This window comes from Streptomyces shenzhenensis (assembly GCF_003688995.1).
GTDB lineage: Bacteria > Actinomycetota > Actinomycetes > Streptomycetales > Streptomycetaceae > Streptomyces > Streptomyces shenzhenensis_A.
Genome location: NZ_PENI01000063.1, coordinates 1 through 19,955, shown reverse-complemented (window position 1 = coordinate 19,955; position 19,955 = coordinate 1). Strand labels below are relative to the sequence as shown.

The window sequence follows — 19,955 nt, the reverse complement described above, 5'->3', positions numbered from 1 at the left end:
CGACACGAGGATGAAGTCCCGCCTGGCCGTCACAGCGCTGAACAACGCTGTTGCCCGGCGTGGTCACGTCGCCGGGTGCATTCTGCACAGCGATCGCGGATCGCAGTTTCGGTCTCGGAAGTTCGTCCGGGTGCTCGACCGGCACCGGATCGTCGGCTCGATAGGGAGGGTCGGAGCGGCAGGCGACAACGCGGCCGTGGAGTCCTTCTTCAGCCTGCTGCAGAAAAACGTCCTCGACCGTCGGGCGTGGGCCACCCGCGAGGAACTGCGGATCGCGATCGTGACCTGGATCGAGAGGACCTACCACCGACGCCGCAGACAAGCCTCGCTCGGCCGGCTGACCCCTGTCGATTCGAGAGCGTCATGACCACACCGGCCCTCCAGGTCGCGTGACCAAACCTGCACCAGCCCCAATCGATTTCCAGCACTGCCATGAAGGCGGCCACCTGCTCGGTGAACTCCTGCGGGGCAGCGATGTCACCGACCTTGCGCAGTTCCGGCAGCACTTCAGGGATGCTGTCGTAGGGCTGCTTCCAGCGAACCTTCAGCAGGTGCTGCGACAAGCTCTTGGCCATGGCGCCCCTGCCGACCGTGAGCTCCGGGTCTGGACCGCACATACGGGCAAGCGTGGAAGCGTTGTCTTTCGCGGGACTGAGGGGCGCATTCGTAGTCAGGCGAAGCCGCACGTTGCTCGCGCGCCCGCAGGCAGACCACCGGTCGAACAGATGGGCTATCCCGCCGTCCTTGCAGAGATCCGCGAGTGTCCACTGCGTGCGGCTGCTGTGCTTGACCGACACCAGCTCCACCTCGCCGTTCGTGAACGCGATGACGAAGTCCTCATGCCACTCGCATACGACGTAGTCGATGACATCCTGGGTGAGCATGGCCAGACAAGCCTGAGCTGCCACCTCGGCCTGATACCGATACAAGCCGAGGGTCTCGGATCCACTGTCCTCGCCAGGGCGAAGCTGAAAAATCGGGTGAACGAAGGGCTCGGGATCACCCACCGAGTCCGCCAACACATCGACCACGCCCACCCCCACTACCGACCTCTGAGTCAGTCATGCTCCGGCCAGACGATCCGAAGATCCACAGATCTACCACAGCTTTATGCTGTGCGTAACCGAACAATCACAAAGGATTGGTGGGCCCAATCCGAGGGAGGGCCTGGCCGTGGCTTGGGATCGTCTCTGACAACCCTCACCGCTATGAGGCGCAGCCCCGAAGCCGAGCTAGCAGCGCCCGGGCCTGCAACTGTTACGCTCATTCGACGCCCAACTTCCGGAGCGCGACCAGCTGTTCTTCGGTGAGCTTGTCCCGCCTGGCCTTGGTGTTGCTGTACCAGATGCCGAGCTTGGTTTCGGTCCCGTCGGGCAAGGTCTCCACCGCCTTCCGGGGTACAGGCCGGTGGACGCCTTCCCGTTCCACCCACTGTGTGAGGGCCGCCAAGCCGCGCTGGAACGCCTGCTGCGCCTTGTTCGGGCCCCCTTCGCCGCATGCGTGGCCGCCGGGGCGGGAGACGTCTCCTCAAGCGGCTTGATGCCCAGCGTGGACAGCCGCTCCTGCTGCTCGCTCGACAGCTGCGCCCAGGTGCCCGGATTCTTCTGCCGCTGGAGCCACTTGCCCAGGTCGTCGCCCTCGAACAGCACTCCGGGTTCGATGGCCGGCAGGTGGCCGTCGGCGTCGACGAGGTCGGCGAGGACGCGGTAGTGGCGTTGCCAGTCCAGGGGCCACGGGCAGTCTCAGTCCGGGTCGATCGCGGTGAGCTGCGTTGCACGCTGAGCGGTGTCATTTGCACCGTACTTGGGGTTTGATCTCATTTTCTTGGTCCGGTTCTCGTTGTACCTGTCACGGTTGCTTTCGGCAGGTACGTGGGGCCGGGGGTGGCGATGGATCTGGTCGATGTCGAGTGGGCTGACGGTGAGGGCGGAGGGCTGAGGAAGTCCGTGCTGGAGGCGGTGTCCCGGGTTCCGTTCGAGTCGGGGCTCCCGGTGCGGCGGTTCACGTCGTACCGCGGGCAGCGGCACTTCACCGGCTGGTACTGGGCGGCGACGACGGAGTCGCTGGTGGGGTTCGAGTCGTGGCTGGAGCGGGACCGGGCCATGCTCCTCGATCATGACCGGAGGGTGGTGGGGCTGGCCTCGCAGCCGTTCCGGGTGACATGGCAGGGGGCGACGCGCCGGATCTACACCACCCTCGGAACCCAGGACCCCTTCTACCGGCGCTTCTGTCTTTACCGCGAACGAGACTTCCATGAGGCTCCGGGCTGAGTTCGCCACGTGGACAACAGCGAGATCACCATCAAGCTCACCTCCGATGAGGCACTCGTCCTCTCGGACTGGCTGGAGAGAGTTCAGATGACGGATCTCAGCCGTCTGGTCGACGACCCAGCTGCGTGGGCCCCGATCCACAAACTTGCGGGGACGTTGGACAAGGCGCTTCCCAGGATCTTCGCTGCTGACTACGCGGAACGTCTGGACGCGGCACGGCGCCGCCTGAAAGAGACCATGGGCAGCTTCGCTGAAGAGCAAGACGGCTGAGTCGGCTGTCCCGTCCGTCAGCACGATTCCGTGAAAGCCATGTTGGTTGAGAACACGGAGGCCCAGCGTTCTCAACCGACATGGCACCCCACCAGGTCAGCGGCTCGCCATCTGACAGATGCATTTCGACGGGACAGGGGTGTGACGATGAGTCGCTGTTGTGGATCACCGGGTGGTCGTGAGGGTTCTTGCCAGCCGGTGCTCAACGCTGTGGCTCCGGGGCGTAGGCGGTACGGCGCGGAACCGGTCCGGTGAGGGCGGTCTCCTGCCGCATAATCCTGACGTGCCCGAAACTCCCGTCCCGATACCGTCGGGCTCCGTTCCGGCAGGTACGCCCGCCTGGTCGTCCACCGATGCCGCCCTATGGGCCCGGGCCCGCCCCGCATCCTGGGCCCGGCCTGTGTGGTCCGTGCCGGCGCTGCTGATCACCGTTGTATGGGCGATCGCGGTGGAACCGGTACCGTCGTGCAGCGATGCGGCGCCCTGCGGTCCGGACTGGGGCGGCATGACGGAAGTGGGTCTGGCCGTCGGCCTGTTGTACTGGCTCGCCCGGCTTCCGGAACTCACGCTGATCGCAGCGCCCGCGCTGGCGGCCATGGTGGCGTGGGGAGAGGTGCCGGGCGCCGACCGGATGTCCCAGGTCGCGAACTTCGCCGTGATCGGGGCCGTGGCCTTCGGCTGGGCCGCGGCCCGCGAGCGGCTGGCCGCCCGGTCCAGGCAGCGGCGGCTCGTGGAACGGACCGCCGGAGTGCGGCATCGGCTGCCGGAGCCTGCCGGCCCACTCGTGCGAGGCAGGTTCCCGCTCGCTGCCGGGCTGGTCCTGTGCGCCGTGGCCGCTGGTGCGGTCCTGTTGGGGCTGAGTGGCATCCGCGCGGACGAGCGGCACGCGGACCGGGCCACGCACATCACGGCGACGGTGATCCACCGAGGCGAGGAGACGGTGCGCGTCCGCACCGATGACGAACGGCGCATCACCGTCGACGCGTCCTACCCCGAGGACTACGGCGTCGGCAGCACGGTGACCGTACTTGAGGACGGCTCGTGGCGGCGCCTGGCGGCGGAGCCCTACGACGCCTTCGGCTGGCAGCTGCTGATCCTGGCGGCCGGGCTGCCCGGGCTCTCCTTCCTCACCGTGGGCGTCCTCGCCCGCCGCCGTGCCGTGGCGCTGCGCCGCGCACCGGTGCCGGCCCTGCGCGTGCTGGACCGCACGGACTACGAAGGACGTACCTGGATCTACGCGGCCGACGACACAGCCGGCCAGACCGCGCTCTTCACCTGTCTCTGCACGGCGATGCTCCCCGACGAGGACGAGCTGGTGGGCCGCATCCAAGAGAAAGCCGAGGACGAATTCCGCGTCGACACGCGGTTGCACGAAGCGGTCCTGCTCGGCGCCCCCTACGAAGGCGGCGAACTGGTCCTCGTCACGACGGACCGGGCAGGCGACCCGATCGTGATCCGCACCGCCGGCCCGGTCCGGCTCCCCCGAACCGGCAAGAAGCCCCTCCTGGGAGCAACTGTCCTCGACCCCGACACCTCAGGTCCGCAGCGGCAGGACCGGATCGACCGCATCGCCACCACCCTGGCGCCCACCGGCCGCCCGATGCGCTGGGGGCCGGGCCCAGTGGCCCGAACCGCCGGACTGGCCCTGACCGCGGGCTTGACCGCCGGGGTCTCCTTCACCGCGCACTCCCTCGCGACGGATGGCTTCCACTGGCACCTCCTCCTCCCCCCGCTCATGCTGCCGATATGGATCCGCTTCGCGGCCGTCCTCCTCAACTGGCGTGCCACCGCGGACAGCACCGGCCTGTGGCTGACCGGGGCCTGGACCGTACGGCACGTCCCATGGGAACGGCTGCGGGCAGCCGAGTACACCGACGAGGGCGGCGTGGAGATACGCCGGTCGGACGGCAGCACCTGGCATCTGACGGGGCTGGGGGAGCCGCGCCTCGAGCGACGACTGCGACTGCGCCCGTCGTACGTCCGCATGGCCGAGGAGGTCACAGCCCTGCACGCCCACCCGGAACTGCGCCCCGTAGAACCGAGCCCACCGAGCGACCACGGCCTGCCGCTGGGACCCGTCCTGCTCCTTCTCGTCGGCCTCGCCGTCACGGCCGTGCTCATCACGTGAGCACGAAACGCGCACCGAACGTCACACGAGCTGTGCCGGGACCTCTGGAACGACCCCGGCGGGCGATCCGGTACGACCGGTTTCGCCTGCTGCAACAGCGGCAGTGCACCTCTGGCGAGTCCTGCAGTGCCATCGGTATCCATCACTCCATTCCGTGGAGCCTGCGGATCTCGCAGGTCCCCGCGGAGAACCCACAATCCTTCGTGGACTCCCCGGGGAGGCACGGCGCCGCGTGAGTCCCTGGCGTGACAGATGGCCGAACGATACCCGAGTGGTACGGAATCCGTTGGCCCGTCAAGCTCACGTTGGCGCAAGGGCGGAAGGCACCGCGTGCCACACCCGGAGCGGCGGTGGACCGCGCTGACTCTGCGTGAGCCGGTCGCGAACCTCCTAGCAGGGAGTAACCCTGACGGTACGTCGGGAACGCGGTGCCAGTTCCCGTACCCCGCGTGCCGAAGCTCACAGAAGAAGCGCGGCCACCGACCGAACGCGCCCCCCTCCCTGCCCGTACGCCGATGTTGATCCGGGCGTGCGTGACCACGAGGCAGTGCTCCTCGGCCTGTGCGACTGCCTGCACACCCCCTCCCTGGTGATCACCTTGTGTGGTGATGTGCTGACACGTTGTCAGTGGGGTCTGCCAGGATGTGCCGTTGGCGGGGATTCGCTACGAGGGGGAGGCGTGGATGCCTTGGATACGGCCGTACGTGCGCTCTGACGGGACCCCGGTGCGGGGTCACTCGCGGTGGGCGCCGGGCGCACGGCGGGAAATGACGATCTTTGCGTTAGTCGCGTTAGCCGCGGTGGGGTTAGGCAACGGGAACGCGACGGCGGGCGGCGGGCAGTCTCCGAGCCCGCGGTCGACGGTGAAGTATCCGATCCGGTTCGACACGGTGCCGGCGCCGCGGGTGGAGCCGCAGCCCACGGTGTCCTACCCGATCCGGTTCCCGTCGCCGAAGGACGTGCGGTGAGCCGGCGGCGGGGGAGGCGGCAGCGTCAGCGGGACGCGCAGCTGCTCGGACTGCTCGTAGTGGTGGGCGTGGGTGTCACCGTGGTGGTGGCGGTGGTCAACTGGCTGCTGGCCCATTGGTGGGTGCTGGCCGCACTCCTGGTGCTTGCCGTGCTCGTGGGCGTCGGCTGGCTGTACCGCCGGCAGCAGGCGGCGGTCTGGGAGCGGGTGCGGGCGCAGGGCCTGCGGTACGGGCTGCCGCAGCTGGATGCGCTGCATCACGCCCGGTTCGAGGACGCGGTACGGGATCTGATGCGCCGGGACGGCTGCCGGGATGCGGTCCGGGCGGGCGGCGGCGGGGACCTGGGCGCGGACGTGAAGGCGACGGATCCGTTCGGGCGGCGCTGGGTGATCCAGTGCAAGCACCGCCGCAACGGCCTCGCCGGCAGCGCGGTGGGCACCCCGGACCTTCAGGTGCTCAACGGCACGGCCCGCCAGGTACATGGCGCGGACGTCGCGGTGCTCGTGACGAACGGGCGGGTGACCGGACCTGGATGGGCGTTCGCGAAGCAGCAGCGGTTGCACGTGGTGGACCGCGAGACGCTGGGAGCGTGGGCGGCGGGCTCACAGCCTCTGTGGGAAGTACTGCGGGCCGTTCCGCCCCCTCGCCGTTCAACACCCCTGAGCTGAAAGACCGCTCGCCAGCTTCTGGCGTGGCTGACTGCACGGAAGAGCACGCCTGGGGACGGTCCGGCATCCTGCCGCCGAAGTGCTCGGGGAGGTGTACTTCCGCGACAGCGGCCGCTTCGCCCACGGCCTGGAGTGGGACTGCTCGTGGGGTGATGTGGTGCCGGAGGCGGTGGCACTCGGGGCCGTGACTTCGCGAGCCGACGGCCCGGCTCGCTGAGCGCTGGCCTTGGCCTGGGTTCGTGTCATTCGAGACTGGTGTGTTGCTTTTCGGGTGGCTCTGTTCTTCAAGCGGGTCGGTGGGCTGGCCCCGAGGGCTGGAGGCCGTCTGCTTGATGGCCGGATTCCCCTGTGCGCCGGGACTGCACCGCTGCTGCAACCACGCGGCCTGCTGTGGGGCAGGCGGGCGCGGACGGGCCGGTGAGGACCTTCAGGGTCGCATCCGCAGTCCCGGCCCCACCGCTCACGCGGCGGGGCCGGGAACCGAGTTCGGTCAACTGTGCGTCAGGTGCTCCACAGCACTGTGCCACCGTCCATGATGACCACCTTGCCGTCCTCCCTGAGGATCAGTTTCGCGGCCGGGTGGCCCCAACTGCCAGCGGCCCAGATGGCCCTGTCGTCGCCGTTGAGGATCACGAGGTTGCCGTCCGACTGGAACCGGGCCTTGTGGTTCTCTCCGAAACTCATGGCCGCCCAGATCGGACGGTTGTTCTCGTTGTAGACCACGAGGTTGCCGTCTGTCTGCATGATCATCTTGATCCGGTTCGTTTTCCAGGACTCGCCGCCGGAGAGGGTGCTCGGAGACGATACGGAGGTCCTGGTCCACACAGGGGCCTTGTTCTGCTTGGTCTGCTTCTTTGCTGTGCTCTTCGCTGTGCTCTTCGCCGTGTCCGAGCGGTCCCGGGCCGGTGCGGAGGACGCCTTGCTCTCCTTGGAGGGCTCGGACTTGGGCTTCGCGCTGCCGCCGGCCGCCGGGGCGGAGGTGCTCGGCGCGGCGCTCGTTCTGGAGGGGCGGGGGCTCGGGGAGGTGGAGGGGCTCAAGGTGGTGAAGTCACCCGGCTCCTCGCTCGGTGCGCCGGCGCCCAGGACCGTGTCGGACTCCTCGTGTGACACTTCCTGCGTCGTCGGCTGTTTCTTGTCGTCACCGCCCCCCGCCAGTGCGAAGGGCACGCTGATGAGGATGGCCCCGACGATGGCGGCGGCGGCCAGCATGGGCTTCTTCGGGCGTCCGTCGTGGGCCGCCTCGGCGTCGGCGCCGGGCGGGGCGCCGTCGTCGTCCGTCTGCGCGGCGGCCATGGACGCGGCACCCTCGCCGCCGTCCGCCGCCGCGTTCCGGGCCGTCGCCGGGGCCGAGCCGCTCGCCTCCCCGGCGTGTGGCTGTTCCAACCGTTGCTGGTCCGGCTGTCCGGCGGTGGAGGCGCTCGCGGCCGACGCCGCCTCGCCCCCGCCGCCGGTTCGACGGCCCCTCGGGCGGGCCGGCGCGGTGGCACCGCGCTCCCCCTCGCCGGGCGCTGCGGCCTCCGGGGCCCCGGCACCGGAAGCCGCAGCGGTGGACCGGCCCGGGCTCAGCGCGCCTTCGGGGAGCTCCGGTGAAGCCAGCAGGGCGACCGCCACCCGCACCCGCGGTGCGGCACCGCCCGTGCCAGGGGTCGTCCCGTCTCCCCCGTTTCGCTGGGCACCCATCGTGTGATTCTCCTTTGGTCGAGCTGGTCGAGGGAGGCGTCCGACGGCCTCGAGATCTGTCCCGACCCAAAGAGCACTTCCAACTGGGGTCGGTTGCTTTGCGATTGGCTACTCGGTTGCGTTGTGTCGGCTGCGCGGAGTCGCGTCACGGCCCGGCCCCGAAGGGCAGCCCTGTGCAACGCTCCGGCCATTGGCCGGCCGGCGCGGGGCCCGAGCGCTGGCTCACGGCCTGGACCAGACGTTCGAGCGCGGCACGGTCCGCGGCAGGATTGGTCTGCGGGCCGAGGGGGCCGGTCAGCTCGCGCAGGAAGATCTGCACCGGGGCCCCGCCCCCGTCGCCTTTGCGTACCTCCAGGACCCGGAAGAGGGTTCCGGGTGCGAACACCACTTCCTCCGGCCCGTCGCCCGCGTCGAGCACCTGCTGTACACGGCGGGCGGCGGCGGACCAGATGACATAGCTGTTGCCCGCCCTCATCGCCGGGCGAAGGGGGTCGAGCGGAGTGACACTGACCGGGCCCGGGTCCCTCAGCAGTGTGCCGGGCCGCGGAAGGGCGTTGCCGTGACCGTCGTCGTCACCCATGCCCCGCAGCACCACGCCCCGGTAGGAGGGGGCCGGCTCAGCGCGGACGACAGGCACGCCGCGTACGGGTACACCGTCTCGTCGTACGAACGCAGCGCACGAGTCACCGCCTCCTGGGACAGCGGTCCTTCCGTGCTGTGCAGATACAGCCGCAGCGCGATCAGGTCGGCGCGGGCCGCCTCCTGTTCCCTGCTTCGCAGAGCGGGCATCCGGGCGAGGGACCGTGCGACGGCCGCGCCGTGACGCTCCCACTGAGCGTCCGCGACCTTTTGTGGGCGGCACGCCATGGCGGACACCCCATTGATCACCTGGTCGCGGCAGTTGCCGCGTACCGGCAGGCAGCCCCCGTCCTTGCGAACGGGACGGGGACGCTCGCCTCGGTCGGCCGGATGCAGGCCGCCGACGCGCGCGTCGCTGCGTACATCGACCGTTATGCGTCAGTAGAACTCCTCGACGTACAGCAGAATGCGGCCGTCCTCGGAGCGGAAATCGTACGCCCGGTACGTCCATGTCCCTGACCCGGCTGTGTCGAGTCCGTCCTTGATCAGTGCCCACGCCGCCTCGCGCTCCTCTTCCGGCACGGACCGCAGCACCTCCCCGGCACCCTCCCCGACGATCATCTCGTCCGCGCCCCGCACCAGCCGCTTGACCAGCCGGACGTCCAGCGGCCCCCGGCTCTTCGTCCACAGACAGCCCCGCTCGTCGACGAGCTCACCCGAACTCGCAGGGGAGAGCCGGCCCTCCGCCGGATCGGACCCCTCCGCGGCTTCCACGGCGGCCACCACGTCGGCGAAATTCCTGTCGGACGTTCGCTTCTTCGGCATGACACCAGTGTGACAGCAGCCGCGTGGCATACGGTGATCAGTTCGGGGCACATGGTTCGCCGTAGCTGGACGCGTCGGGAAGCCGTGTCGCGGGCATGACCGCTAGATGATCGATTCCAAGAACGATCACCGGCCCCTGCCCGGCCCACAGCGCCAGCTGGATCGGGTTCGTAGTGGTGCGCACCCCCAGCCCGCCCAGCACCGGGTCATTCTCCAGCGAGCACACCGCCACCATCGGGGAGCGGTGGCCCACCAGACGCCACGCCTGGGCGGTCTGCATGACCAGATCCAGAGTCGGCACGGTCACGAGGATCCGCCCGCCCGAGAAGCACTCCAGCGCGCTCGCGGCGGCGGTGATGGTCTTCCCCGACCCGGTCGCGGACACGATCGTGCCCCGAGCACCCTGCGGGGGCGCAGATGACCTTGCAGGGAATCCCACCCGCTTACGGAAACTCGACTTCTGCTCTGCCTGGTGTTCCTTGAGCTGAATCGCTGACATTTCCTTGCCTCCCCGATGCCTAATTCCAGTGGTCTTTCAGACGGCCGCGTGCGGGTAGCAGGCCGATCCGGGGTCGTTCCGGATCGATGCATTCGCGCGACGCTAGCCGCAGGGCTTTTCCCACGCCCAGGACGGCACATCGACGGGGGCCAGTGAGATCCGCCGCTGCTCCGTGGTGGGCGGGCGTGTGAACGCAACACCACCTGTAAAAGGAATGGGAACGCCAGCCGGTGAATGGATAAGCTCCATCCGGCCACGCATCGTCCAGCGGCCCAGGACACCGCACTCGGGTTCGCCCCGATGCGGAAACCCCGGTTCGAATCCGGGTGCTGGCCACCTCTGCACACAATTCCTCACACCATCGGTACGTACGGCCAGTTCAGGGGCCCCGGCCGCCCGGCCGCTGTGCCGCGCCCAGTCCCGGTCTGTGATGCCCACCAGGGCGTCGTTCACGGCTGTCACACCCTCGTCCCAGCCGTCCTTGGACGCTGCGCCGCGAGAGGCCGGCGCCATCTGCCCAGCTCGACCACCTTCGCTCTGCGCCCTAGTGGCAGCCCTCCTCCAGCGCGGCCACCAGGTTGTCCGCATCAGCCGCAGGTACCTCCTGGGCCCGGAGGGGGTGAACAGCGTCAACCGGGCGCTGGTGCTTGCCGTCTGGTACTGCGTCACCCGTGCACAGAATGGCGGGATCTGGTCCGGTAGACACCATCCCCACCCAGCCGAACGTCAACTGGGACAGCCCGTCCACGGCTAATCTTCGCTGCGACGCCGAGCTCACCACACCCGGCTGCGTCTTCTCCGACGTGCCTGCGGCCGCGCGGCGGGCTGGGGCGCTCGGTCGGCGGGTGAAGGTTACCGGGTTCGATCTGGTCTTCCGCCTGCAGCCGACTCTCACTCTGCTGTGGGCGCTCGGGGATGGGGAGACGCGGCGGGTGATCGAGGCCGCGCACGAGCGGGCGATTGCCGCCGTGCTCGCCTGGGTCGAGGACGAGGCCGCGCTCATCCGCGTCGGCAAGCGGCGCAGACGGTGTAGTCGACGGCGACGTCGCCGTCGAGGTTCGCCGCCCGTTCTCTCCAGCCGGACCGCGAGGAGGGAGTGTCCTGCCAGGGTGCATCCAGTCGGATGATGGTCCAGCCGGTGAGCCGGCAGCCCCATCTGCCACCGCTGATCGTGCGTAGGAACCGTTGCCAGGGCGTACCGTCCGCCGCCCACGCCACGTTCCGGGCCTGCGCGGCCAGCGCCCGCGCAGCGTCCCGCCCTTCACCGTCTGCCATGCCGACCACCCTGCCCAGACGACCGACTCCTTCAACTCTCGTCCGGCGGTCGGGAGTCCAGGCGCGTCGACCGGGCGCGGCGCCGGAACGCCCGGGCACCGACTGCCGACGGGCCCGTACCGGTCGCCGGGCGCAACAACTGCTCTTTCCTTTTCCGGGGTGGGCGGGGCTCAGCCCGAACGCGTGCCGGTCGACGGTGCGGCGCGCTCCGCGCCGTACCGCCTCGCCGCGGTCCGGGCAGCCGCTCCGCGCCCGGCTCGGACCGAGCGCTGCGCGCTCACGCGCTGCGGGACTCGGCAGGCGGTCCCAGTGCACTCCGCGCCTCACGGTCCCGGTTCGACTCACGTCTCGTGCTCCTCAGGGACGCGGTGCGGCGCTTGAATGAGTAGAAGTTGCCGGCAGCCCGCTGCACTACCCAGGCCGCCGCTTCTTCGCGTAGATCGCGGATCATCTGCCCGCTGATTCATGGTAGCCGGACGCCCTTCCGCGGCGCTCACTCGGTCTCCAAGCCCCGTCGACGCTGGTGGTGAGACCGCACCCGGCCCCGCAGGCTGCGCGATGTTCCACGCCGCCGGCGTCGTATGGCCCGCACCGCCCGGTGTGGATACGGGCCATCGCAGCAGACTGCGCACACGCGTGGCGCCCGGAGGTGTGGCTCTCCTGTTGGCCCCTGCCGAGTTGCCGTGGTGTCCGAGGAGTTAAAAGTTGTTGGGTGGAGGTGACGGCTTGGTGCGGGTCGTCAGTCGGCGACGGCGTCGGGCGCGTAGAGCGCCGACGGTGAGGGCGGCGATGGCTGTTGTGACGAGTTGTGCGGGTAGCTCGGTCACGAGTCCGTGGAGGATCTGGTGGAGGGCGTGCTGGAGAAGATTGGGCATCGGTAGGGTCTCCCAAACGTGCGTGCGAACACGGTGGTGTGCCCCTGGTGGTGGGGCTTGTGTCATGCGGTGTTGCACACCATGCACCGCGCTGGAAGGACGGTTCCAGTTGTCTGGCCGTTGGGCCGGACAGGGCCGGACAGGGCCGGACAGGGCCGGACAGGGCCGGACAGCGCCAAAGACGGATGGAGAAGCGGGTTGGGTGACTTAAAGCGGCGTACCAAGCCGTGGGGTGATCTCAAGGGCCCCACGGAGCAGGCTGATGCCCTGGCGAGTCTGCTGCGGGGCTGGCTGGACACAGCGCAGCTGCGTATCGATGACGTCGCGGCGCAGCTGACGCCTGAGCACTTCAGCAGCGGGCGTACACCTGGCCGTTCCACCATCGGCGAGCGGCTTGCCGGGGTGCGTCTGGACGATGAGTTCGTCCAGGCGATTGCTGATATTTGCTCCGGTGACGATGCCGCGCTCCGGGAGCGGATGCTCACCGAAGCCCGAGCCCTCGCCTCGCGCAAAGACCCCACCCGGCCGGCGAAGACCTCCGGGGGGAAGCCGGACCCGGCTGCGCTGGCGAACGAGCTGGTCGCCGTGCAGAGGCGTTCACTGGCCCTGCAGGACAAGCTGATGCGGGCGTGGGAGCGCGCCATGGAGCTGGATCGTGAGCGTTCCAGAAGCCATCAGATGGTAATGGTGCTGTTGACCATGGTCGACAAGCTTCAGCGCGACATCACCACCCTGCACGCTGAGCGCGGCAGGCTACGGGAGCGTGAACACCGTCCTCAACAGCTGGAGGAGGTGCGTCAGAAGCTGGCGCGCAGTGAAGAGCAGCGGCGGTCCGCGGAAGCCGAACTCGACCGTGCCCGGGAGGAACGCAGCAAGGCCGACCGGCTGGCCGAAGAGGCAGCCGAGCAGATCCGCACTCTCAAGGACGAACTCGAGCGGTTGCGTCAGGGCACTGGACAACCGGATAACTCCCCACCACTGACGGTTCCCAGCCCCTCGGCATCCGAAGGCGAGGACTTCGAGGCAGCAGCGGACGACATCGATGACGCGCTGGCCAAAGCCTCCCGGCACTTGGACAACGGGGCCCGGCGTCTCGACCAGCTTGCTTGCGAGTTGCACCAGGACGATCCATTGGACAACTCAGTCGCCATAGCCGAGACCGGTGAAGCAGACGACGAGCCAGACGACGAGGCCTTGACGCTGCGGATCCTGACGCAGGTGCGGGCGATGAAGGAGCACGGATCTTCGTTCATCTCCCTCGCTCTCGAAGCGCCGACGGATCTCTTCGTCGGGGTGATGAGGGTCCTGCTCCTCTCCGACGACGACGAGAAGGACTGGGACCTGGCCCACGAGCTGCTGGACGTCGCAGGCACCGAGGGAACCCCGCCCCATCTCTGTGAACTTCTGGCCGAGCTGCGCTCCCACCAAAACGGGAACTTTTACGCCTACTCGCTGCTGAGTGCGATCGCAGCGAGCCGCTCGCCCGGCGCACTGGTCGCCATCGTGGCTGCATTGCGCGAGTCAGAGCAGGACGCGGACGCCTATCAACTCCTGACCGCAGTGGCACGGGTCGGCCCGGCCTGCTTCATCTCACCCACCGTGCTGCAGCTCAGCGACACGGATGCGACATGGCTGATCGAGGCGCTGATAGCTGAGCGCAGTGAAATGGACATCGTCACGGTCCGCGAGATGCTGGCCTTCGGAGGCCACCAGCATTACGTCGCACTGCTCTCGGTCCCCCAAGTCCGCCAGCGGGCTCTCGACATGCCGCCGGTGCAGGCACTGCCTGTCTTCGCCGACGCGTGACCTCCTGCGGGCACGTCACTGCCTACCTCGTGCGCTGGGACATCGAGCTGGACGCCAGCGACCCCGTCGATGCCGTCCGCAAGGCCCTCACCATCCAGCGCGCCCCCGGTCATGGGCCACGGTGTTCACCGTGCACGGCGAGCACCTCGATGGTCTTGCCCGAGGACTCCTTGACGTTGCGCAGCCGCTGGACAAGAGCCCGCAGTGCAGGGGGTGCGCTGGCCCGAATCGGCTTGAGCGGTCGGCTGGCCATCTCAGAGAGCCCTTCCGAACGCGTGGCGCACGTCCAGGTGCAGCCCGGGCCAGGCGCGCGCGAATCGACCGCCGGCCGCGGCCCCTAGCGCACCCGGCGCGGCGGGCACCTCGCACCCGGTCGCGGCCAGCACGGTGACGGCCAGGACGAGGATGACGACGGCGTCACCGGTCAGGAGGCGGCTGGCGAGCGGCCTCGCGGTCCCGCGCTCGGCGGTCACCGTGACGACCGCACCGGCCGTCGCCGGGCGGGGAAGACGGACATCAACGCTCCTGGGGAACTGAGACCGGGCCAGATGAGACTCGGCGCAAGCCGGTTGCGGGCGGGATGCCTGCGGGCCCTGGCGAGGTCTTGATCGTGGCATCTGACCGGCCCGGAGGACCAGGCCGACCAAGCCCATTCCGTCACCTGTGTCCACACGGACGTACCTTCGTCGGCCACCGCCTTCATGGCACGCCACCGCAGGTCAGCGTTCTGCATACACGGCATTCCGTCACTTTCATCCAATTCGGTGGGCCGGGAGCGGTGCCCCGGCCGTAGCCCTCGGACTGAGACTCCCGGCCTTGGATGCTGCACCTCGCCGCCTCGAAGACGGGACAAGTCGCCTGCTCTGCCTGACCGCTGGTCCAGCAAGCCCACGAATGGGGGATGGAGGGGACGCACCTGTGCTTCCCGTGCGGGGACGGCGTTGTCAGTGCGGCTTCGTATGCTGCCGGGCATGGCCCGTTCCTGGACACGATTGCACGAGCACCTCGGTACGCCGCCTGGCCCGCTCACCTTCGACATGGTCAAGCAGGCCGCCGACGCCAACCTGGCCGAGTCCGACGACCTGGACTGGAAGGAAAAGCTGCCGCAGCCCCCGCGCGAGGGCCGGCGGAACGAGCTGGCCAAGGACGTCGCCGCGATGGCCAACACCCGTGGCGGCCTGCTCATCTACGGTGTCATCGACAAGACCACCGTGCCGGTCGGCATCGACCCCGACGAGGTCAACCCGCAGCAGTACGCGCAGTGGATCCGCAACCACGTCCAGCCCTACCTGCCCGACCTCACCTTCACCACCCTCACCTCGCCCGACGGCCAGCTCAGCTTCCTGGCCATCGACGTCCCCGCCAGCCCCATGGCCCCTCACCACGTCTACGGCACCGCCGCCAAGGACAAGGACCAGCAGGCCGCCGTCGTCCCCTACCGCGACCGCGACCACACCGCCTGGATGGCCGAGCACCAGATCGAGCGCGCCTACCGCGAACGCTTCACCCGCACCCAGCACGCCCAGGACGAAACCGACCGCCTCCTCACCCACGCCCTGGACAACTCCCTCGCCGACCAGGCCGAACCCTCCGCCTGGTTCGTCGCCGTCGCCCGCCCGGAACGGCCCCTGCCCCGCACCGCGCCGCCCCTCGTCCGGGAGAGGGTCCCCAATCTGTGCGCGACCGCCCGCGCCCGCTCCCAGCACCTGACCCGCAACCCCCTGGCCGTGGGCCCGCTGACCGGACTCGATGTCGTCCTGTCCAACCCCCGGCCAGGGCTGCGCCGCTGGGCCTTCAGCACGCTGCCCCTGCGCACGGGCCGGGAGATTTACACCGAGCTGCACCACGACGGCAGCACCGTCCTCGCGGTCAACCTGTCATGGAAGGCACTGCGCGCAGACGACACAGCGGCCCCCACAGCGCACGGCATCCTGGTCGATACGGACATCGTCGGAGCCAGCTGCCGAGACGCCCTCGCCCTCGCCCACGAACTCGCCCGCCACCTCTGCGTGGACAGCTCCGTGAACGTCACCGCGATCATCACCACTGCCGAACCGACACCCCTGACACCGGTCATCACCGAATACGGCGGCAGCTTCCGGTCCATTCCCGACCACGCACGCCGCCCCCGCCGCATCCAGCCCGTCACGGCACTGATCAGCCCGGCCGACGAGGACGACCACCTGAGCGCGAGCGCCCAGGAGACCTTCACCGACCTGATGCACCAGTTCGGCATCACCGCCTACCTGTAACCGAACCGCACATGGCCGATGGGGAAGGCAAGGGGCTGCACCGATCCCCGAGCAGGCGCCCGCGTCTCGGTGGCCGGGGCGCGCATCACGCGCCAGCCGGCACGTGATGCGGTGACGACGTGGACCAGGACGACGATGGCCTGCCGCCTGGTGCCGCCTCGGACCCACGCCCCGGTGAAGCGGACCTGATCGGCCGCCCAGTCGCCCAGGCGACGCCAAGGGTGCAGCCGCCCGAGCAGATAGCCGGCCGAGAGCGTGACGACGGCCGCGGTGCGATGCCCATCACGTCCATCGCATGCCGATGGCGGAGAGCTGCTCTACGCGCTCCGGGGACAGGGTCGCGGCTCGGCTGCGTTGGTTGCCGATCCAGGAGCCAAGCTTGATGGACCGCTCCTCCTGGCCCTCGCCGTCGACGCCGACCACGATCGTCTCGAGGTGCTTGCGCGGCACGCGGAGGTGGCCTTCGCGCTCGTAGAACTGCTTCGCGGCTGCCAGGTTGGCGGCCCATTTGTCTGCCTGTGTACGGCGTGGCTTCGGCTTCTCGTCCTCGGTGGCGGGCTCGATCCCGAGGACCTCCTCCAGCATCCACTGCTGCACCCCGGTGAGGTTGTCCCAGCCGAGCCGGACCGAGCGGACCCACCGGCCGAGGTCTTCGCCCTGGTGCACGACGGTGCCGGGCTCGGTCGGCAGCGGGCCGCTGGTCTCCAGGTGTTGCCGGACGAGGTGGAAGGCGCGCTGCCACTCTACGGGCCAGGGCGGGCACCATGAGGGGTCGATGTCCTCCAGCTGTTCGCGTCGCTCGTCCGTCAGTGCCCTGGCCGACGACTGAACCGGCAGTCCCTCGGCACGCCGCTGCTCGATCTCGGCTGCTTTGCGGGCGGCGGCCCGTGCGTTCTTGAGCCAGATCCCTACCCGGTAGCCCCGGTGGGTGGCGTCGAGCGGGGCCAGGAGGTGGCCCGCCTCGGCCGCCCACCCACGGGCGGCGGCCAGGCCCTCTTCCCACGCGACGTCGAAGTGCGACCACACCATGCCCAGCTTCTCGAGCTGCTCGATGCGGTCGGCGTCCATGTTGCCGCGGGCGTAGAAGCGCCGGTTGTCGGCGATCCACTGCCCCAGCGGGAAGTTCGCGAGCGAGGCTGGCCACCCCTCGACCTCCACCGCCTGGTCGTCGCCGCTGGGCACCCGGTAGGTGAAGGGCACCTTCAGGTCGCCGTGCTTGCGGGCGTAGATGACGGCGGCCTCCACCCCGCGCCGCCAGTGCTCGTGCTCGGGGTTGAGGACGCGCAGGTTGATGAACGCGGCCAGCTGCGCCGGGTCGCGCGGCACGGAGAACTTCAGCAGCTCCCGCGCGGACGCCGACGGACCGCCGGCCCCGTTCCCTTCGCCCCGGCTCTCCTGGCCCCGCGCGGCTTGCTGTACGGGCTTGTAGGCGCTGAGGGTCTGCTGCTGCGCCAACTGCTCCACCACCCGGGCGTCGTGTGCCCTGAGCGCCTCCAGCAGCTTCGCCAGCCCGCCGAACGCCCTGGAGGTCAGCATGTTGTCCGCGGTCTCGCCGGGCCCGAGCAGGACCGGCACCACGAGGGATGCGACCTTGCCCTCGCCCGGCTGCATCCGCAGCGCGCGGCCCACGGCCTGGACGAGGTCGGGCATGGAGCCGCGCACGTCGGCCCAGTACACGGAGTCGCAGTTCTTGGTGTCGACGCCCTCCCCGAGGACCTTCACCGAGCCCAGGAAGCCCTTCTCCACGACGGTGCCGTCCGTGGCGATCCCGGACGCGAACTCGCCCAACACCCGGCGCCGGTGGCCTGACTTGTGCTCGCCGCACAGCCAGTCCGCCCAGATCGTGCGCGGGTACAGCTCGGGGTCGGCGGCGTGCAGCTGCGCGGCGACGTCGGGGAGGCCGGCCGCGAAGGCTTCGGTCTCCTTGACGACGTGGTGGAAGACGAGTGTGCGCCGGAAGTTCTCCTCCGACGACGCCTTGAGCAGGGCGGTCTGGAGCGCGGCGAGCCGGGCCCCGCGGACCTCGTCCGAGCGGCCCTCGGCGCCCAGCAGCTGCGCGGCCTGGAGCTGGGTGTCGGTGATGTCTACGCACACCACCTGGTACGGCGCGCAGATCCCCCGGTCGATCGCCTCGGACAGCGTCAGCGTGAAGCAACGCGCACCGAACGGCCCGTTGGGGTCGTCCTCCATGCTCGCCACCAGCTCACCCGGCGCGCCCTCGGCATCCTCGTCCAACTGCCACAGCCGGGGCGTGGCGGTCATGTAGAGGCGGCGCAGGGACGGGATGCGGGTGTTGTCGTGGACGATCGCCCACGGCTTGCCGATCCGACCCGACGTCCGGTGCGCCTCATCGACCACGATCAGGTCCCAGCCTGGAAGGCCGGCCTTGTGGGCGCGCTCCAGGGTGCCGAGACCGAGGGAGGCGTACGTGGCGAACACGGTGACCTTGTCAAACGGCCGCACCCAGTCGACCAGTTCCTCCACGTCCGTGGTGTTGGGGAAGGTCACGTCCTCGCCCCGCAGAGACGAGACCCCGATCATCGGGCCTGTACGGCCTGCCTCGCGCCACGCGGCCTCGGTCTGGGTGAGCAGGTCCAGCGAGGGGACGAGCACCAGCACACGGCCAGCACGGAGCTTCTCAGCGCTGCGGGCCGCGACCCGGGTCTTGCCGGACCCGGTCGCCATGATCACCTGCGTCCGGAGTCCCCTCTCGGGCGCAAGCGATCTTGCAGGCAATTCGAGGGAACGAACAACCGCGCCCAGGGCTTCTTGTTGGGCCGCCTCACGCTGATCGGTTCGGCTTGTGGTCGACATATCCGTCTGCCTTCTCCTGGGGTTCTTACCTGGCAGGGAACGGGAAACCTGCACGTAGACGGTGTGCGATCGGCTACGGTGAACCTCATCTGAACCAGATATCAGCCTTGAAGCAGTAGCGGGGGAGTGGGATCTGATCCGGTTCAGACTCTTGAGCGATACCGATGCATGATTCCAGAGTCTATCTCATTGCCATAAATGAAGCAGGAGACTTGGAGCTTGATTGGAGCCCGTCTCTCATACTGTCTGAATGTCATGAGTAGCTGTACTCAGGCGCGGGGATCTCCTACACGTCAGACTATCCGTGTCATGACAGGACAACGAGAGGGGCGAACATGAGGAGTACGGCGAAGGCCGTAACGGCAGCCGCGCTGGCGGCGGTTGGACTCGCAGGGGGAGGCACTGGCCCCGCCGCGGCTGCGGGAGGGCTTCTTCCGCACCCCGGACCTGACGGCTTGGTGTGGGTGGAGGAGAGGACCGGAGCCGGCGGAGTCGTGTCCGGAGGAGCATGGGAAGGGCTGCCGACCGTGCTCACCGTGGCCTGCGAAGGGGGTGGCAGCGTAGTGGCGACCTTGTCCCAGCAGACACAATTAGCCGAACTCACGGTGGAATGCCCAGCTGGCGAGGCAGGAGTGGGATCGGTGACCCTCGGCCCAGGTGTCGTGCAACCGGGTTCCTTTTCCATAGGGATTGACACCTCGACCGAGAGTATCCGCTGGGCCCTGACAGTTGCTCAGCCCGAATAGTCGTCACCTGTTCCCACAGTCACTTCAGGCCATAGGCCCGTGGGCGGGTCGCGCGCAGCGCGGTTGAGGGGCTGGAGCGCAGCGGAGGCCCCGTCCCAGGATCCCGGCCGGCCGCTGCGCGGCTGTGGCCTGTGCCGCAGCAGCGGCTCGGGCCCAACCTGTGTGCGGAGCACACAGGTTGACGCCGGGTCACGCAGTGACCCGGCTTGCGTTCCCGCGAAGCGGGAACGCAACACCCGCGCGTAGCGCGGGTGTTCGCTTGCATATCGCGAAGCGATATGGTACCCGCTCCGCGGGAGA

The 19,955-nt window shown here is 69.1% G+C and carries 16 protein-coding genes, 1 tRNA gene and 4 pseudogenes; 9 read left to right on the top strand and 12 right to left on the bottom strand.

Features of this window, described 5'->3' with window-relative positions; all coding sequences use genetic code 11:
• On the top strand, positions 1–367 hold a 367-nt coding region (locus CTZ28_RS45605; RefSeq protein WP_147481307.1), incomplete at its 5' end, for a DDE-type integrase/transposase/recombinase.
• A gap of 271 nt (positions 368–638) precedes the next feature.
• Here CTZ28_RS45605 and CTZ28_RS49225 read toward each other — a convergent pair.
• From CTZ28_RS49225 to CTZ28_RS49885, 3 genes and pseudogenes are all read right to left on the bottom strand, one after another.
• Positions 639–1,007, bottom strand: a pseudogene (locus tag CTZ28_RS49225) (dsDNA nuclease domain-containing protein); the annotation flags it as partial.
• A gap of 256 nt (positions 1,008–1,263) precedes the next feature.
• Positions 1,264–1,428, bottom strand: coding sequence for a hypothetical protein (locus CTZ28_RS49890; protein WP_398658085.1), 165 nt, complete (start codon positions 1,426–1,428; stop codon positions 1,264–1,266).
• A gap of 173 nt (positions 1,429–1,601) precedes the next feature.
• Positions 1,602–1,670, bottom strand: a pseudogene (locus CTZ28_RS49885) (hypothetical protein); the annotation flags it as partial.
• A gap of 219 nt (positions 1,671–1,889) precedes the next feature.
• Between CTZ28_RS49885 and CTZ28_RS45590 the strand changes: the two are divergent.
• The 4 genes from CTZ28_RS45590 to CTZ28_RS45575 all read left to right on the top strand — a co-directional run bounded on the left by CTZ28_RS45590 (position 1,890) and on the right by CTZ28_RS45575 (position 6,304).
• Entirely contained in the window at positions 1,890–2,270 is a 381-nt protein-coding gene (locus tag CTZ28_RS45590) for a hypothetical protein (protein ID WP_147481306.1), read from the top strand.
• Between the two features lie 9 nt (positions 2,271–2,279).
• Positions 2,280–2,540, top strand: coding sequence for a hypothetical protein (locus tag CTZ28_RS45585; RefSeq protein ID WP_121895838.1), 261 nt, complete (start codon positions 2,280–2,282; stop codon positions 2,538–2,540).
• A 505-nt stretch (positions 2,541–3,045) separates the two neighbouring features.
• Positions 3,046–4,668 carry a hypothetical protein gene (locus CTZ28_RS47600; RefSeq protein ID WP_183154904.1) on the top strand — a complete coding sequence of 541 codons (1,623 nt, stop codon included), beginning with the start codon at positions 3,046–3,048 and terminating at the stop codon, positions 4,666–4,668.
• Positions 4,669–5,632: 964 nt separating this feature from the next.
• Positions 5,633–6,304, top strand: coding sequence for a restriction endonuclease (locus CTZ28_RS45575; RefSeq protein ID WP_121895836.1), 672 nt, complete (start codon positions 5,633–5,635; stop codon positions 6,302–6,304).
• Between the two features lie 501 nt (positions 6,305–6,805).
• Here CTZ28_RS45575 and CTZ28_RS45570 read toward each other — a convergent pair.
• From CTZ28_RS45570 to CTZ28_RS45555, 5 genes and pseudogenes are all read right to left on the bottom strand, one after another.
• Positions 6,806–7,984 carry a mannose-binding protein gene (locus CTZ28_RS45570; protein ID WP_147481305.1) on the bottom strand — a complete coding sequence of 393 codons (1,179 nt, stop codon included), beginning with the start codon at positions 7,982–7,984 and terminating at the stop codon, positions 6,806–6,808.
• A gap of 145 nt (positions 7,985–8,129) precedes the next feature.
• Positions 8,130–8,564: a hypothetical protein gene (locus CTZ28_RS45565; RefSeq protein WP_147481304.1), complete on the bottom strand. Its 435-nt coding sequence runs from the start codon at positions 8,562–8,564 to the stop codon at positions 8,130–8,132.
• Positions 8,510–8,773: a hypothetical protein gene (locus CTZ28_RS46750; RefSeq protein WP_147481303.1), complete on the bottom strand. Its 264-nt coding sequence runs from the start codon at positions 8,771–8,773 to the stop codon at positions 8,510–8,512. Before CTZ28_RS46750 ends, CTZ28_RS45565 begins: the two co-directional genes overlap by 55 nt.
• Before the next feature lie 228 nt (positions 8,774–9,001).
• Positions 9,002–9,388 carry a hypothetical protein gene (locus tag CTZ28_RS45560; protein ID WP_147481302.1) on the bottom strand — a complete coding sequence of 129 codons (387 nt, stop codon included), beginning with the start codon at positions 9,386–9,388 and terminating at the stop codon, positions 9,002–9,004.
• A 121-nt stretch (positions 9,389–9,509) separates the two neighbouring features.
• A pseudogene (locus CTZ28_RS45555) lies at positions 9,510–9,887 on the bottom strand (DEAD/DEAH box helicase family protein); the annotation flags it as partial.
• 251 nt (positions 9,888–10,138) lie between these two features.
• On the opposite strand from CTZ28_RS45555, the gene CTZ28_RS47595 reads away from it, so the two are divergent.
• Together CTZ28_RS47595 and CTZ28_RS49880 are read left to right on the top strand one after the other, a co-directional pair.
• Positions 10,139–10,223: transfer RNA gene (locus CTZ28_RS47595), tRNA-OTHER, on the top strand.
• A gap of 344 nt (positions 10,224–10,567) precedes the next feature.
• A pseudogene (locus CTZ28_RS49880) lies at positions 10,568–10,855 on the top strand (hypothetical protein); the annotation flags it as partial.
• Between the two features lie 31 nt (positions 10,856–10,886).
• Here the strand turns inward: CTZ28_RS49880 and CTZ28_RS49220 are convergent.
• The gene (locus CTZ28_RS49220) at positions 10,887–11,162 is read right to left on the bottom strand and encodes a hypothetical protein (RefSeq protein ID WP_259472110.1); all 276 of its coding nucleotides are present in this window, start codon (positions 11,160–11,162) and stop codon (positions 10,887–10,889) included.
• Positions 11,163–12,235: 1,073 nt separating this feature from the next.
• Between CTZ28_RS49220 and CTZ28_RS45545 the strand changes: the two genes are divergently transcribed.
• Positions 12,236–13,843: a hypothetical protein gene (locus tag CTZ28_RS45545; RefSeq protein ID WP_121895826.1), complete on the top strand. Its 1,608-nt coding sequence runs from the start codon at positions 12,236–12,238 to the stop codon at positions 13,841–13,843.
• Positions 13,844–13,952: 109 nt separating this feature from the next.
• Here the strand turns inward: CTZ28_RS45545 and CTZ28_RS47590 are convergent, their stop codons facing one another.
• Entirely contained in the window at positions 13,953–14,096 is a 144-nt protein-coding gene (locus CTZ28_RS47590; RefSeq protein WP_183154903.1) for a hypothetical protein, read from the bottom strand.
• 1 nt (position 14,097) lies between these two features.
• Positions 14,098–14,316, bottom strand: coding sequence for a hypothetical protein (locus CTZ28_RS47585; RefSeq protein ID WP_183154902.1), 219 nt, complete (start codon positions 14,314–14,316; stop codon positions 14,098–14,100).
• A gap of 498 nt (positions 14,317–14,814) precedes the next feature.
• On the opposite strand from CTZ28_RS47585, the gene CTZ28_RS45540 reads away from it, so the two are divergent.
• On the top strand, positions 14,815–16,095 hold the full coding sequence (locus CTZ28_RS45540) for an AlbA family DNA-binding domain-containing protein (protein WP_183154901.1): 1,281 nt from the start codon (positions 14,815–14,817) through the stop codon (positions 16,093–16,095).
• A 282-nt stretch (positions 16,096–16,377) separates the two neighbouring features.
• Here the strand turns inward: CTZ28_RS45540 and CTZ28_RS45535 are convergent, their stop codons facing one another.
• Complete coding sequence (locus CTZ28_RS45535) at positions 16,378–18,909, bottom strand: DEAD/DEAH box helicase (RefSeq protein ID WP_121895822.1); 2,532 nt, start codon at positions 18,907–18,909, stop codon at positions 16,378–16,380.
• Between the last annotated feature and the right edge of the window lie 1,046 nt (positions 18,910–19,955).

What these genes read in the sequence shown, in the direction of transcription:
- CTZ28_RS45565 (WP_147481304.1), bottom strand. Translation starts at nt 8,564, where the DNA reads ATGGGTGACGACGACGGTCACGGCAACGCCCTTCCGCGGCCCGGCACA.
- CTZ28_RS45560 (WP_147481302.1), bottom strand. Translation starts at nt 9,388, where the DNA reads ATGCCGAAGAAGCGAACGTCCGACAGGAATTTCGCCGACGTGGTGGCC.
- CTZ28_RS47590 (WP_183154903.1), bottom strand. Translation starts at nt 14,096, where the DNA reads ATGGCCAGCCGACCGCTCAAGCCGATTCGGGCCAGCGCACCCCCTGCA.
- CTZ28_RS49220 (WP_259472110.1), bottom strand. Translation starts at nt 11,162, where the DNA reads ATGGCAGACGGTGAAGGGCGGGACGCTGCGCGGGCGCTGGCCGCGCAG.
- CTZ28_RS45570 (WP_147481305.1), bottom strand. Translation starts at nt 7,984, where the DNA reads ATGGGTGCCCAGCGAAACGGGGGAGACGGGACGACCCCTGGCACGGGC.
- CTZ28_RS45540 (WP_183154901.1), top strand. Translation starts at nt 14,815, where the DNA reads ATGGCCCGTTCCTGGACACGATTGCACGAGCACCTCGGTACGCCGCCT.
- CTZ28_RS47600 (WP_183154904.1), top strand. Translation starts at nt 3,046, where the DNA reads ATGACGGAAGTGGGTCTGGCCGTCGGCCTGTTGTACTGGCTCGCCCGG.
- CTZ28_RS45590 (WP_147481306.1), top strand. Translation starts at nt 1,890, where the DNA reads ATGGATCTGGTCGATGTCGAGTGGGCTGACGGTGAGGGCGGAGGGCTG.
- CTZ28_RS45535 (WP_121895822.1), bottom strand. Translation starts at nt 18,909, where the DNA reads ATGTCGACCACAAGCCGAACCGATCAGCGTGAGGCGGCCCAACAAGAA.
- CTZ28_RS46750 (WP_147481303.1), bottom strand. Translation starts at nt 8,773, where the DNA reads ATGCCCGCTCTGCGAAGCAGGGAACAGGAGGCGGCCCGCGCCGACCTG.